The organism is Salipaludibacillus neizhouensis, assembly GCF_002886185.1.
Classification (GTDB): domain Bacteria; phylum Bacillota; class Bacilli; order Bacillales; family Salisediminibacteriaceae; genus Salipaludibacillus; species Salipaludibacillus neizhouensis.
Genome location: NZ_KZ614147.1, coordinates 17,426 through 31,026, shown reverse-complemented (window position 1 = coordinate 31,026; position 13,601 = coordinate 17,426). Strand labels below are relative to the sequence as shown.

Here is a 13,601-nt window from a genome sequence, read left to right as displayed (position 1 = left end):
ATTAGCCGGGTCCACCATTTTATAATGGGCCCGGCTTTTTCATGTATATTTATAAACTTTTCCGCATGGTGTGGTCTGTGTCTGGTCCTCTATTTTTTTAAAAAAGGGAGAGATTTAGATGTCGACTGCATCATTCAACGAAGAAAATATTTCTATTATGTCTAATTTTTCAAACAGTAAAAAGGTTTATGTGACTGGTTCTAAATCCGATTTGAAGGTTCCGATGCGTGAGATTGAATTAAGTCCAACGACAGGGACTTTTGGGGAAGAAGAAAATGCACCAGTACGTGTTTATGACACAAGTGGTCCTTATACGGATCCGAGTCATACTGTAGACATAACGAAAGGCATACCTGCCGTTCGAAGTTCTTGGATTAAAGAGCGTGGTGATGTGGAGGAGTATGAAATTCGTAAAATTAAACCTGAAGATAATGGCTATAAAGATGTTAATGATCCAAGGGCCACGCAAAAAGTATTCCCTGGTTTAAAAAGAAACGTATTACGTGCAAAACAAGGAGAAAATGTCTCGCAGCTTCACTACGCGAGACAAGGAATTATCACTTCCGAAATGGAATTTATCGCGATAAGAGAAAATGTAAATGCAGAGTTTGTCCGCGAGGAAGTTGCTTTAGGGCGTGCAATTATTCCTGCTAACATCAATCATCCGGAAATTGAACCAATGATTATTGGTCGTAATTTTCACGTCAAAATTAATGCCAATATTGGAAATTCAGCTGTTTCCTCCTCTATAGAAAAAGAAGTAGAAAAGATGACGTGGGCCACTCGTTGGGGCGCTGATAATATAATGGATTTATCAACTGGAAAAGACATTCATACAACGAGAGAATGGATTATTCGCAATTCAGCGGTTCCTGTTGGAACAGTACCTATTTATCAGGCGTTAGAAAAAGTAGATGGGGTCGCCGAGGACCTTACTTGGGAAGTGTATCGCGATACATTGATTGAGCAAGCTGAGCAAGGAGTCGATTATTTCACGATCCATGCAGGTGTTCTATTACGCTACATTCCTCTGACCGTCAAACGATTGACCGGAATTGTCTCTCGTGGTGGCTCGATTATGGCCCAATGGTGTTTGCACCATCATCAAGAAAGTTTTTTATACACTCATTTTGAAGAGATCTGTGAAATTATGAAAGCTTATGATATCTCCTTTTCATTAGGTGATGGCTTACGACCGGGGTCAATTGCGGACGCAAACGATGAAGCGCAATTCGCAGAGTTAGATACGCTTGGTGAATTGACAAAGGTGGCTTGGAAACACGATGTCCAGGTGATGGTGGAAGGACCAGGCCATGTGCCAATGCATCTGATTAAAGAAAATATGGAGAAGCAATTGGAAGTTTGTGAAGAAGCTCCCTTTTATACACTTGGACCGTTAACAACAGATATTGCACCAGGTTATGATCACATTACCTCTGCGATCGGAGCGGCAATGATTGGCTGGTATGGGACAGCAATGCTTTGTTATGTCACCCCAAAAGAGCACTTAGGTTTACCGAATAAGGATGATGTTCGCGAAGGGGTCATTACGTACAAAATTGCCGCACATGCTGCTGATTTAGCCAAAGGACATCCGGGAGCACAAAAAAGAGATGATGCTTTGTCAAAAGCTCGTTTTGAGTTCCGTTGGAAAGATCAATTTAATCTTGCTTTAGACCCTGAAAGAGCGATTGAGTACCATGATGAAACGCTACCTGCTGAAGGGGCAAAAATCGCTCATTTTTGTTCGATGTGCGGACCAAAGTTTTGCAGCATGAGAATTTCTCAAGACATTCGTAATTATGCGAAAGAGAATGAATTGTTTACAAAAGAAGACATTGAAAAAGGCATGAAAGACAAAGCAGAGGAATTTAAAAAATCCGGTGGTAGGGTTTACCAGTAAGACGAAGGAGGTTCGTTATGCAGGCGAAAGTCGAAAAGATTGAAGAAGAAATTAAACAATCGAAAACGCAACTGGCCTTTTTAGAGTCAAGCTTAAAAGATATTCAAGAAAACTGTAACCATGAGTATAAGAATGGACCGTTATATAAAGAATGTGTTCAGTGTAACAAAGTGGAAGTTTTATATTACTAGACGTAAAAGAACTGACCTGAGTACAGGTCAGTTTTTTCTATTCATTGCCCGATTGTTTCGGCTTTGAAATAAAGTTCGATAATTCATTAAAATTTTGATAAAAAGTTGATATGTAGGATTTTTCTTGTTCAGCAAACGGGCCAGATTGTTGTGCGAAATGTTTCTAGTTTAAATGGATGATGGTAACATCAATTCGGTAAAGGCTAGGCAATTCCTTATGGAATTGAAGGATTATATCGAAGAATCAAATGATGGGGTAACGCCCGGAAGGGTTCTCTCTAAGTCGAGTAGCACTTGAATTAGTAAGACTGATAGTGTTATAAGCTCGGTGAAAAGGCATAAGAATTTACCGTAACAGTTCCGGCTGACGAAAACCTACTCGCGGGAGTGGTGTAAATCATGATGCTTGAGTTGAATGAATACGGTGAGAATGCAAAGAAACCTATAAGTAAAGGTTAAGCTGACGAACTTCTGAATATACGGGTCTAGACTGGCAATACACAGAAATGTGTATATCACTAAGGGTGAAGTTAGCAGTGGATGAGTAAGACTAGCAATTATGAAAATCCATGATATGTTACAGGCATATAAACGCTAACAGGCTTACAGGAAGCACCTAAGTTCATTCCATAATAGATATAATTCGTGGAGGACTTACTTCTTAAGAAGCGTTGAAAGGGAAAATAATAGTGAAAATAGCTATTATATAACTTTTCTTTATATCAGTGAAAGTGGTGGTACAGTACCAATGAAATGTCTAATCAACATGGAGGGATAGCCACTAGACTAATGAAGAATCATTCAACCATGTAAGGCAGTTCTTTATCGATTAATAAGGTTCTCGTAAGACTAAAAGAGGTTCAACTCCCAAGGGAGTTTACCGACTTGTTGAAACGTAAGAAACTGAGACACACGGAGTATTATAATATGCAACACTGTTTAGATAATCTTTACTCTCAAAGTGTCGATGGTCACAATTTCTATGACTTAATGAACGTGATTCGTTCGAATGAAAATATACGTCTTGCCTATCGAAATATCAAGAGAAACACTGGAAGTAAAACCGCAGGTTCAAATAAAATGACGATTGAGGATATCAAACATTTGTCGGTAGAAGAAGTCATTGGTAAAGTTCAGAACATGCTTCAATCGTACAAGCCAGAAAAAGTCAGACGGGTTTTCATTCCTAAAGCGAATGGAAAAACCAGACCTTTAGGAATCCCAACGATTTGGGATAGAATTCTTCAACAGTGTATGTTACAAGTTTTAGAGCCCATTTGTGAAGCGAGATTCTATAAACACAGTTATGGTTTTAGACCGAATCGAAGCACCCATCACGCCAAAGCGAGATTGGAATCACTCATAAATTTAAGTGGACTCTATCACTGTATAGATGTAGATATTAAAGGTTTCTTTGATAATGTTAACCACAGTAAATTACTTAAACAAATGTGGTCGTTAGGCATAAAAGATAAGACCGTGCTCTCGATTACATCAAAACTCTTGAAGGCTGAGATTGAAGGAGAAGGAGTTCCAACGAAGGGAACTCCGCAAGGTGGCATCTTATCTCCTCTCTTATCCAATATTGTGCTCAACGAATTAGATTGGTGGGTGAGTAATCAGTGGGAATCATTTAAAAGCCATTATCCATACAAATATACAGGAGGTAAAACACAAGCATTGAAGAAATCAAACCTAAAAGAATGTTATATCGTCCGCTATGCGGATGATTTCAAGGTCTTATGTCGTACACGTTCTCAAGCTGTTCGAATGAATTACGCCATAAAGGACTTTCTCTATACAAGATTAAATCTTGAGACAAGTGAAGAAAAGTCTAGGGTTATAAACTTAAAGAAAAATTCGTCAGAATTTCTTGGATTTACATTCCGAGTTGTAAGGAAAGGTAAAACAAGAAAGGGCTATATAGCTCATTCCAATATGTCGAAAAAAGCAAAAACGAATGCCAAAACCAAAATAAAGGACTGTATAAAGTCCATTCACAAGAATCCTTGTGCTGAAACGGTCTGGCATTTCAATACCGTGGTAATGGGTATACAAAATTATTACGCTGCGGCGACCCAAATCACAAATAATCTGAACGAGTTGAACTTCCATCTTCGCAAGACATTATATAATCGGTTAAAAGACCTTAGAAAAGAAGCCAAGTTTAAGGATATGACCAGTACGTTACAGAAACGCTATAAAGGATATGGACCACAATTCTATAAGATACAGGACATGGTATTTGTCCCCATCTATGCCCAACGGCATAAAATGAATTTGTGTTTTTCGCAAGATACCTGTAACTTTACTGCCGTTGGCAGAACAAAGATACACCAAAACCTAAAAATGATTCAGAAAAACGTACTTCATCATGTAATGACAAACTTTATTCCAAATCGAACGATTGAATACAATGATAATCGCATTAGTAAGTTTATTGCCCAAAATGGCAGATGTGCGGTAACAGGGTGGAGCTTGGTGTTTCGGATTGGCATTGTCATCATAAAGAACCTTATCATCTCACAAAAGATGATCGGTTTTCGAATCTAATCGTGCTATATCAACCTATTCACCGACTTGTCCATTTAAAGGATAAGCTTAAAATTAAAGCTACACTTCAGTTGTTACACCTGAACCATAAACAAAAGAAATGATTAACGAACTTCGTAGACAATGCAAACTTCAAGCAATCTAAGATTGGAACCACAAAAAGCTTCATTAAACATAGGAAAGAATGAATTGGATTAGTTGGCGCCCCGTACGCAATGAAAGTTGCACATACGGTGCAAACAGGGGGAAAAGGGAGCGATAACTTCAAACCCTTACCTATCTGTATGAAGAACGGGGTAGCTTTTTTCAATAAGGCTTTGCAATGACCTTTAACAATCAGGTGCTATTCTGTAAGAAGAATTGCGCCTTTTTTTTGTGTGTAAGGCAATTATGAATACTATCGTTAATTTCCTGACCTTACTGCGATCTACATTAATTCAAATATTAGTAACACGTCAAAAATCCCCCCTTTTATAAAGGGTATTACCACTACTATCCCAAAATATCAAAGCGAAACAATGAATGTCTCCTTCGACTATTAGAGATAGTGTAGTAAGATGTAATCTATTTTCTTTTTCTATTATGAATACTGTAAAATTTTGGGTAATATTGTGATTGGCGTTTTGCAGATTTGTTTTATTAGTCATATTGTCAAGGATTATGGGGGAAAATATTAAGTGTACATACGAGTTATAATCGGGAGTATAGCTGCCGAATTAACATTAAGAACAGAACTAAATGGGCGTGAAAAATAGACAGTTATGTCGTATCACTTTCGCCTTAGCTTAGTGATAATAGGTATCACAACCAAAAAATATCTTCTAAATAAAGGTGTGTGGATGATGATGAATAAGGATGTATTAGTGTGTCTACGCTATTATAAAAATGCAGAGAATCTAATTAAAAAGGGAACCTTACTTGCTAAAGCTTATGGTGGTACTTGTTATTTATTAACTTTCTATGATGAAACCGATAATCAAAGAACATTTGAACGTACTTCTCAAGAGGAAATTATCAAAGATTGGGAACGTACGTGCGGAGTAAAAAGAATAGAAGAACCGTTAAAAGGAAGAAAATTAAGTACGATTATATCCTTAATAGCCGAAGAGTATCAGTGTAATCATGTCATGATTAGACAGCCAATACAAAGTAAATGGGATATGTTTATACACGGATCAGTCGTAAATGAATTATTAGAGAAACTCACGAATGTAGATGTGACAATCATTGAAGTAAATCGTAAAAATATGGTTGAAGAGTCAGAGTACCAAAGTGGAATTCATGCTTTCCTATCACAAAACGAAGAAGGGTATTATTTAACGTATCAAAATTCATCTGAGTCTGTGATGGAAGGGATTTTCTTTCCTAACCAAAAAACTGATTTTGAAACTGGAATATTTAAATCCATTGACAAAGATAACATCCATCTTATTAACATTTGTGAAGGAAAGGTCGATGATGTTCAGAGTAATGCAATAAAGAAAATAGTGAAATAATGACTTGAAATACTTCTGTAAGGTGCTAATTCGTTGCATTCTCTTCATCATTTTTCTTGGATGACATTATACGAAGAATTATTCCCGTAATGCAGTATCGATAGTGGAAATCTTTCACTTCCCTGGAAACTTTGAAGGAGTTTCACACAAGAAGAAAGTGCTATAGAATATACATTGACAAAATTAATGTATAAGAGTAAATTACGCTTAGTAGTATCATAAAAAATAAATACCTTTTAATCGCTGAATTTGTGTAAAAACAAAGCGGAGGAACCAATTTATTGATAAATAGCAATACTATTTATCTTGGGGTGAATCTTAAAAGATGGGGTACTCTCAGCCCCTAACCCGACAGCTAACTTCGTAAGCGTTTTATAAGAGGGAAAGGTCTATTTCGAAGACCCTTCTTTAAGAATGGTCTTTTTTCATGTGGTTAAAAGGAGATGAACATCGTGGCAAAGAGAAAACAGTTTGCTGTCATCGGGCTTGGACGGTTTGGAGGCAGTGTATGTGAAGAACTTGTAAAGCAAGGTAATGAAGTGCTTGGAATCGATAAGGATGAACACAGAGTAAATGAATATTCAAATATTGCGACACACACTTTGGTTGCCGATTCAACGGATGAAGCAACACTCCGATCTTTAGGTATTGGAAATTTTGAAACCGTCTTTGTTTCGATCGGAGATGACATTCAAGCGAGTATTCTGACCACTCTATTGTTAAAGGAGTTAGGAATTAAAAATATCTGTGTCAAGGCAAAAAATATTTACCATCATAAGGTGCTCGAAAAAATTGGGGCAGATGATATTGTTCACCCAGAAAAAGATATGGGGAAAAGAGTGGCGCAAAAATATTCCGATAAGAATGTTATCGATTTTATCGAATTATCGGATGATTATAGCATCATGGAATTAGTTGCTACCTCAAAACTTGATGGAAAGACACTCGTTGAGTTAGATATTAGAGCAAGGTATGGTATTACCATATTAGCCATAAAAAAAGCCGAAGAAATTAATGTTTCACCTGAGCCTGGTTACCGAATAACAAAGGGCGAATTGCTCATTGTTATCGGTCATAATAGAGAAATTAAAAAATTTGAAGAGAAGGCGATGTAGTTTTGAAAATAGTAGCGAATAAAGTCTAATTGCAAATGAGAGGGAAAATATGTTTAAATCCAATAAATTTAATTTAATTAAATTATCATCTGTCCAGATGATCGTGATTTTTTATTTTTCGGCTGTTTTATTATCTACTATTCTAATCAGTTTACCAATTGCTCGAAAACCAGATGTAGAATGGACGTTTATTGATGCTCTATTTACCGCGGTCAGTGCAGTTAGTGTCACGGGACTAACGGTTGTTTCCACAGCAGACACTTTTAGTGTTCTAGGAGTTTTTATTTTAGCTTTTATTCTTCAATTTGGTGGAATTGGGATCATGACGCTAGGAACGTTTATTTGGGTGCTTTTTAAACGAAAAATTGGTGTTCGCGAACGACAATTGATTATGACGGATCAAAACAGAGATACTTTCTCAGGGTTAGTAAAACTGATGTTACAAATTTTAAAGTTATTTTTAATTATTGAGGCAATTGGTACGGTTCTTCTTGGAGTTTATTTTTTGAATTACTTTCCAACTTGGCAAGAGGCATTCTTACAAGGTTTTTTTGGGTCGATAAGTGCAGCAACCAATGCAGGATTTGATATAACAGGAGAATCATTGGTTCCTTTTGCAAAAGACTACTATGTACAAACGATAAATATAGTCCTATTAATTTTTGGGGCTATCGGTTTCCCTGTATTACTTGAAGTGAAAGAAATGTTTTCTCATAAAAAGGAGAATGGAAGGTTTCGTTTTTCATTATTTACTAAAATCACAACGATCACCTTCTTCATATTGATGATTATTGGTACCCTTTTAATTTATTATTTTGATAAAGATCATTTCTTTGCTGGTAAACCCTGGCATGAAACGTTTTTTTATGCCTTATTTCAGTCAGTCACAACGAGAAATGGCGGATTAGCCACTATGGACGTGAGTGAATTTACCGTTTCAACACAAATGGTGCAAAGTGCATTAATGTTTATCGGTGCTTCTCCGAGTAGTGTAGGTGGAGGAATTCGAACAACAACCTTTGCGATTGCGATTTTAGCGATATTTTCCTTCGCTAGAGGGAAACAATCAGTAAAAGTATTTAAAAGAGAATTAGACGTTGATGATATTACAAAGTCCTTTGTTGTTATCTCAGTGGCGGTTATGCTTTGGGGCTCAGCTATTATTTTATTAGCGAGTATTGAACCGTTTCCATTGATCGATATAATCTATGAAGTAAGTTCTGCTTTTGGAACTACAGGTTTATCTATGGGGATTACACCTGAACTCAGTACCCCAGGTAAAGTAATCATTATTTTTCTAATGTTTATTGGAAGGATAGGGATTTTCTCTTTCTTGTTTATTATTCGAGGGAAGACCTATGTTGATCCATATCATTATCCAAAAGAGAAAGTTATTATTGGCTAATTCGTATGTATTCCTTGATTGGTTGAAGCTAAGTGGCAAGAGGATTAGTAGTTGAATAAGGCTTGAATTTTCTTGACTAACTTCTGCAAGAGCTAGAATTACATTACTTAAATTATAGTTATTTCAGGAGGTTGCAAGGGGTTTTTACTTTATTGTCTTCCTAAAGCTGTGATTATATTATAAAGACATAAAAAGAAATATAATATTCTTCTTCTGCAATCAGGCGCAAATCTTTTATAAGAATTGCGCCCTTTCTTTGTGTATAGGGCCAGATGGTTGCAGAGTAGTTCCTAAGATTTTGAAAATGAATTAAGAAATTTATGTTAAAGTGTTAATAGAATATGTAACCTATTGTGAAACACTTCGCTTAAACTAACTCTAACCCGTTAGTTGTACAAGCCTTCAACCCCATTATAATTGCTATTGGGGGGGGAGTTTGAAGAGTTTGATGTTTATATTGAAGACATGGAAGGCAATGTGATAATTGACGAAACATTTAAATCTCCATCTAACGGATTTATCGATTTATGGTTGGCAAGCGATAAAACATATCGAGCTAAAATTAAGCATGAAGGAAAAATATCTGAATTAGAATTATCTACTTTGGAGGGCGAAAACACTTGCATTACAACTATGCAGTTGATGTAGAAACAATAAGAAAGATTTGAAAGTCGATTATATATCGTTTTTTTTGTTCAACATTGATTTAAAATACTCAATGGGGGGTATACCAGGAGAGAAGTTAATGAGGAAAATGGGAGGAAATGTAGCAATGAAAAAAAATAAATTAATAATAGGGATGCTTGCTTTAATTACAGCTCTGGTTTTAACGGCTTGTGGTGGAAATGAAGAAACTACTCCAAATGATGATGCCAATACTGGTACTGAAAATGCTAATGAAGAAGGAACAGAATCAAAGGGAAATATGGATGAAGAAGATTCTAATTCTATGGAAGAAATGGATCATACAGGAATGGATCATTCCAGTTCGGGTGAAGTTCCAGAAGGATTGGTGGAGGCTGGAAATCCTACATATCCAGTTGGTAGTGAAGCAACGATAAATGCGGACCATATGGAAGGTATGGATGGTGCAGTAGCAACTATAACTGGTGCATTTGATACTACTGTATATATGGTTTCATATACACCGACAACAGGCGGTGATCCAGTGGAAGATCACAAATGGGTAATTCACGAAGAACTTGAAGACGCTGGTGAAGAACCTTTTAAATCAGGAGATGAAGTTGTATTAAATGCGGACCATATGGAAGGAATGGATGGAGCAACGGCTACTATTGATTCAGCTGAACAAACAACAGTATATATGGTGAGTTATACGGATACGGAAACTGATCAAGAAGTAACAGATCATAAATGGGTAACAGAAAGCGAACTTTCACCAGTCGAATAAATTATTAGAAACAATTTAACTTAGTAAATAAAAAGATCCCTTCACTAATGGTGTGAAGGGATTTCTTATTGTTATTCGTGGCTAGCTATTAATTCGAAAAGTTATTCTTCCTTTTTCTAATGGGAAAAATTTTGGAGTAATAGATTTGAGATTGGATTATGTTTTAAAGTGTAGTTGAGATTGTGAAGATTTTCACTTAAACTATGTGGCGCGTTAGTGCAAGAAGCTAGTTAATTCCTATCGATTATATCTGCAACAATCAGGCGCAAATCTGTAATATGAGTTGCGGCATTTCTTGTGTATAGGGGCAGATGATTGAAGAGCTTCCTAATATTTTGAAAATGAATTACTAACACAACATTGAAACTTTTATTAGAAATTATAAGAACCAAGCAAGGAATAAAACAGGTTTCGGCGAAGACAACAACTAATAATATAGCCTCTGAAAATAGTCTTAGAGAAAAACGGCTTTAAGTACATAAAAGCAAGTGATGAAGAATTTATAATGAATGGACAAAAGGTAAAATTTGTTTATTACCTGCTGACTAATTAAAATCTTCTTCTACAAAAAGGTGCAAGAGTTTAAAAATGAGGTTGCTGCGGCTATATTCTTTATTTAGAGATGGGAGATAAAGAAATGAATTTATTTAGTCAGACATTCAAAATAGAAGAAATTCGGATATTCACCACAAATAGGACAATTAGTATCTATGATGAATTATGCAAGATTAACGACATTAAATGCGGTTACAGGATTAAACGTTGAACAGTTGGATTATTTGCCTAATAAGGAAGGTAATTCAATCGGTGCATTACTGTTACATATGGCAGCTGTTGAATTTGGATTTCAAATCGAGCTGTTCGATAAGAGAAAGCCCAATAAACAAGAAAGTGAAGAATGGGGGGCTGCCTATCAACTTGGTGATTTAGGCAGAAACCAGATTAAAGGTAAACCTCTTGAGTTCTATATTGAGAAATTAGAAAAGGTTCGCAATAGAACTTTAGGAGAGTTCAAAAAAAGAAATGATGAATGGTTATATGAAGAAGCGATTTGGGATAATAATTTATCCAATAATTATTTTATATGGTTCCATACCTTTGAAGATGAAATTAACCACCGAGGTCAGATGAAAATTATACGAAAAATGTTACCCGATAAATAAAAATTCTTCTTCAACAAACCGGTACCGTTAGTTCAACAAGCAAGCTGCTTTTAGTACCTAATTCCTTTCGATTCTATCTGCAACAATCAGGCGCAATTCTGTAATAAGGATTGCGCCCTTTCTTTGTTAATAGGGCCAGATTGTATAAGAAGTAGGTTCTTTAAAATTTGAAATTATATTGGAGAATTTTGTTAATATGATATTGGGAAACCTTGGATTTTTTTCACGTAAACTAACTGGCAGGGTAGGAAAAAGGAAAATTTAGAGTACCGAGAAGTAACTGAATAAATAATTTTAGTATTATTCTCTAGGATTACCTGTTGGTTAATAGGAGAATCTATAGTTAGCGAAACTTTCACATGAAATTTTAGTTATAGATAGGGGAGAAGTAGATGGAGTCAATATGGATAGAATATGCTTGGGCATTGTTAATTCTAATTGGATTGGAAGGATTGTTATCGGCTGACAATGCCCTTGTAATAGCAGTTATAGCCAAGCATCTACCCGAAGAACAGAAAAAAAGAGCTATAAATTACGGAATCATTATGGCCTTTGCTTTCAGGTTTGCTGCACTTTTTGCAATTTCTTTTATTGCGGACGTCTGGCAGATACAGGCGATAGGAGCTGCTTACCTTCTTTACCTAGGATTAAAGCATGTCATTCAGGCACGGTTGGGGAAAAAAAACAAGAAGATTCATATTGACGTCGAAAAGGAATCCGCCGGTAAAGGTTTCTGGCCCACAGTAGGGAAGATTGCATTAGCTGACCTCGCTTTTGCAATTGATTCTATTCTAGCTGCGGTTGCTCTTGCCCTTGGTCTTCCAGAATCACCGCTAGAGGATTTCGGTGGTATGGATGGAGGGCAGTTTATTATTGTTCTTCTTGGAGGTATTGCTGGCCTTGTCTTGATTAAGTTTGCAGCAACCTGGTTTGTGCAGCTTCTTAAAAAACGTCCAGCATTGGATACAACAGCATATGCAATTGTTGCCTGGGTCGGTGTCAAACTGGCTGTAATTACCCTTGCCCATGAGGATATTGGTGTCTTAGATCATCATTTTCCTCACAGTACCGCTTGGACACTGATCTTCTATGGAGTATTAGTCGGTATTGTCCTATTCGGTTGGTTTGCACCTGGCAATAAGTCTTTACAAAAAGATAAATCCTAAAAGTTAACATACTCATTTAACGGAGAGCGATTGCAGAACAAGCAGCAGTCGCTTTTTTACTATTGGGCAGTTATGTTGAAGAAGGATTTAATATTAGTTTTGAAGAATTTTCAATGTATGAGGATTAAATGGAGGATGAATTTATGAGAAAAAGCAAACCAGTTGATGAATTAACCATTGAGGACTTAAAAGAAAACCCTATATGGGAATGGGCATTCGATGAAGAAGAAAATGAAGAACAAGACGAGACGTGGGTAAGACCATCTGAAACAAAGAACTTTACAGAAGAGTTAAACGGTTCAATTGTATTAGGAGAATTAACCACAAATAATGGTGATAAATTTCCAATGATGTGTAGTCTTGATATTGAAGACGACGAGGTATCAATTAGTTCAGTTGTTTTTTATAGCGATAAACAAGACGAATATTATGCCTTAGAAGATATGGTTAAAAAAATTGATTTGCCTTTATCTATTAACATTAGTCTTACAATCAATGGAAAGTCACAATCTTTGAGATTTTCTGCGAACAAAGTGGACATTTATAAAAATGATATAAAAACAAATCTGAATTAATTTCTTATTCAGCTAACGGGTGCGTTCGTATTATAAGGTTAACCAGATTTTACTGGTTGATCTTTTTTTGATAGGACCTATTATATCAGTAGCCAGGGTAGGACGAACGGGTGCGTGGGACAATTGATCCCGTCAACTAAACTGTCCACCCCCTACTCATAGAAACATGTTTGAGGCTGGTTGGGACAATGATCCCGAATAACAAGCGAAGCTATGATACTAGGAGATGGTTATAGGGGTACTGGTAAGTAAACAGGAGAGGAAGAGATAGAATGAATCCAGTAATTGGTCTGGATGTTTCAAAAGGAGAAAGTGAAGTACAAGCCTTTTTAGATAATAGAAAACCTTATAAAAAAAGCTTTAGTGTATTGCACAACAATAATGGTTTAGAGAATTTACTTCGTTTTTTGATAGAAGTGGAGGGTGAAACTGGGGTTAGACCCACAGTAATATTTGAATCCACAGGTCATTATCACACATCACTTGTTCAGTTCTTAGAGGAGAATGATTACCTCTACATTATGGTCAATCCGTTACTATCTTATCAAGCAAAAAAATCAAGTTTACGGAAGGTAAAGACCGATGCGATAGATGCTTATAATTTATGTGAGCTTTTCGTATAA

General features: G+C 36.2%; 9 protein-coding genes, 3 pseudogenes and 1 riboswitch. All 12 genes and pseudogenes read left to right on the top strand.

Annotated features, from left to right (window positions below; genetic code table 11):
• Nucleotides 1–118: 118 nt before the first annotated feature.
• Nucleotides 119–1,903 (top strand): phosphomethylpyrimidine synthase ThiC, encoded by a 1,785-nt coding sequence (gene thiC / locus CEF18_RS16970; RefSeq protein ID WP_110937755.1) that lies wholly within the window; start codon nt 119–121, stop codon nt 1,901–1,903.
• A gap of 17 nt (nt 1,904–1,920) precedes the next feature.
• A complete protein-coding gene (locus CEF18_RS16965; protein ID WP_110937754.1) occupies nt 1,921–2,094 on the top strand; it encodes a serine protease in 174 nt (57 codons plus the stop codon).
• An 888-nt stretch (nt 2,095–2,982) separates the two neighbouring features.
• Nucleotides 2,983–4,792 (top strand): annotated as a pseudogene (gene ltrA / locus CEF18_RS16960) (group II intron reverse transcriptase/maturase).
• A gap of 697 nt (nt 4,793–5,489) precedes the next feature.
• A complete protein-coding gene (locus CEF18_RS16955; RefSeq protein WP_110937753.1) occupies nt 5,490–6,143 on the top strand; it encodes an adenine nucleotide alpha hydrolase family protein in 654 nt (217 codons plus the stop codon).
• 231 nt (nt 6,144–6,374) lie between these two features.
• A riboswitch (cyclic di-AMP (ydaO/yuaA leader) is annotated at nt 6,375–6,529 on the top strand.
• Nucleotides 6,530–6,592: 63 nt separating this feature from the next.
• Nucleotides 6,593–7,258, top strand: coding sequence for a potassium channel family protein (locus CEF18_RS16950; RefSeq protein ID WP_110938783.1), 666 nt, complete (start codon nt 6,593–6,595; stop codon nt 7,256–7,258).
• Between the two features lie 49 nt (nt 7,259–7,307).
• Nucleotides 7,308–8,663 carry a TrkH family potassium uptake protein gene (locus CEF18_RS16945; RefSeq protein ID WP_110937752.1) on the top strand — a complete coding sequence of 452 codons (1,356 nt, stop codon included), beginning with the start codon at nt 7,308–7,310 and terminating at the stop codon, nt 8,661–8,663.
• A 444-nt stretch (nt 8,664–9,107) separates the two neighbouring features.
• Nucleotides 9,108–9,311, top strand: a pseudogene (locus CEF18_RS16940) (CueP family metal-binding protein); the annotation flags it as partial.
• A 124-nt stretch (nt 9,312–9,435) separates the two neighbouring features.
• On the top strand, nt 9,436–10,074 hold the full coding sequence (locus CEF18_RS16935; RefSeq protein ID WP_110938782.1) for a YdhK family protein: 639 nt from the start codon (nt 9,436–9,438) through the stop codon (nt 10,072–10,074).
• 710 nt (nt 10,075–10,784) lie between these two features.
• On the top strand, nt 10,785–11,237 hold the full coding sequence (locus tag CEF18_RS16925; protein ID WP_110937750.1) for a DinB family protein: 453 nt from the start codon (nt 10,785–10,787) through the stop codon (nt 11,235–11,237).
• Nucleotides 11,238–11,629: 392 nt separating this feature from the next.
• Nucleotides 11,630–12,403 (top strand): TerC family protein, encoded by a 774-nt coding sequence (locus CEF18_RS16920; RefSeq protein ID WP_110937749.1) that lies wholly within the window; start codon nt 11,630–11,632, stop codon nt 12,401–12,403.
• Between the two features lie 143 nt (nt 12,404–12,546).
• On the top strand, nt 12,547–12,978 hold the full coding sequence (locus CEF18_RS16915) for a hypothetical protein (protein WP_110937748.1): 432 nt from the start codon (nt 12,547–12,549) through the stop codon (nt 12,976–12,978).
• Nucleotides 12,979–13,250: 272 nt separating this feature from the next.
• Nucleotides 13,251–13,601, top strand: a pseudogene (locus CEF18_RS26575) (IS110 family transposase); the annotation flags it as partial.

Bases quoted from the DNA above. Each gene is read 5' to 3' on its own strand.
- CEF18_RS16945 (WP_110937752.1), top strand. From the start codon at position 7,308: ATGTTTAAATCCAATAAATTTAATTTAATTAAATTATCATCTGTCCAG.
- CEF18_RS16925 (WP_110937750.1), top strand. From the start codon at position 10,785: ATGATGAATTATGCAAGATTAACGACATTAAATGCGGTTACAGGATTA.
- thiC (WP_110937755.1), top strand. From the start codon at position 119: ATGTCGACTGCATCATTCAACGAAGAAAATATTTCTATTATGTCTAAT.
- CEF18_RS16965 (WP_110937754.1), top strand. From the start codon at position 1,921: ATGCAGGCGAAAGTCGAAAAGATTGAAGAAGAAATTAAACAATCGAAA.
- CEF18_RS16915 (WP_110937748.1), top strand. From the start codon at position 12,547: ATGAGAAAAAGCAAACCAGTTGATGAATTAACCATTGAGGACTTAAAA.
- CEF18_RS16935 (WP_110938782.1), top strand. From the start codon at position 9,436: ATGAAAAAAAATAAATTAATAATAGGGATGCTTGCTTTAATTACAGCT.
- CEF18_RS16955 (WP_110937753.1), top strand. From the start codon at position 5,490: ATGATGAATAAGGATGTATTAGTGTGTCTACGCTATTATAAAAATGCA.
- CEF18_RS16920 (WP_110937749.1), top strand. From the start codon at position 11,630: ATGGAGTCAATATGGATAGAATATGCTTGGGCATTGTTAATTCTAATT.